The sequence below is a fragment of the Clavibacter sp. MX14-G9D genome (assembly GCF_032917815.1).
GTDB classification, from domain to species: Bacteria; Actinomycetota; Actinomycetes; order Actinomycetales; family Microbacteriaceae; genus Clavibacter; species Clavibacter michiganensis_K.
Window position 1 is genome coordinate 1 of sequence record NZ_JAVCVL010000389.1, and the last position, 1,103, is coordinate 1,103.

Annotated in this window: 1 protein-coding gene; it reads right to left on the minus strand. The window is 75.2% G+C overall.

The annotated features are described in order from the left end of the window. Positions 1-1,103: DUF3488 and transglutaminase-like domain-containing protein (locus Q6969_RS15870; protein WP_317231305.1), on the minus strand; the 1,103-nt coding region annotated here is incomplete at both ends.

The window sequence follows — 1,103 nt, forward strand, 5'->3', positions numbered from 1 at the left end:
GTGGGCTCCGCCGCCTGGCTCGGGGTCGCCGACGGCGTGGGCGCGGTGGTCGGCGCCGCCGAGGGCTGGGCATAGGGAGCGGCCTGGCCGCGCCCGGGGGTGGGCTCGAAGGCGATCCAGCCGACGCCCGAGAAGTACAGCTCCGGCCACGAGTGCAGGTCGTGGGATCCGACCCGGTACGTCACCTGGTCGCCGTCGCGCCCGACCTCGTCCCCCGGCAGGTAGCCCACGGCGACGCGCGACGGGATGCCCGCCTCCCGGGCCATGATCGCCATCGCCGACGCGAAGTGCACGCAGTAGCCCGAGCGCGCCTGGAGGAACTCCCCCACGACGTCCACGCCGCTGCCGTCGTAGCCCTGCTCTACGGGCGCCTCCTCCGAGTAGCGGAACAGGCCGCCGGTGAAGAAGTCCTGGAGCGCGATCGCCTGGTCGAAGGGCGAGGCGATCCCGTCGAGCAGGTCGGCCGTCGTCGCGGCCACGACGTCCGGGGTCCCCGTGGGGATGTCGAGGTACGGCCGGAGGTCGCCGTCGGTCGCCGCGGGGACGGCCGCCAGCTGCTCCGGCGTGGGGCGCGGGAGCTCCGACCGCACCGTGTAGCTCTGGTCGCGGCTGTCGGAGTCGGACGAGCGGATCGCCAGGCCCTGCTCCGACCAGCGCCACGAGCCCTCGAGCCCGTCGACGCTCCGGGGCGCGTAGGGCGCCGGCAGCCAGGCGCTCGACGAGCCCTCCACCTGCACCCGCGTGTCGACCTCCTCGACGGGCACGTCGGATCCGGCGCCGAGGTCCGGTCCGATCGCGTCGACCGTGTTGCCGTCGGGCGGGCGCAGCGGCGACGGCGCCCACTCCTCCCCCTCGAAGCGCGACAGCGTCGTGACCTTGAAGTAGAGGGGCGTCTCCGTCGCCGTCGTGTAGCGCAGGGCCTCCACGTCGACGGGACGGCGGAGGTCGTCGCCGAGGTCGAGGATCGGGTTGACGACGCGCGAGCCGCCCTGCCCGGATCCGGTCGCCGTGGGGAAGGTCGCCGACGTGAGCCCCGGCACGACGGCGGGGGCCACGAGCGAGATGACGACCGCGCCGGCCGCGAGGGCGCCCGCCGAGACGAG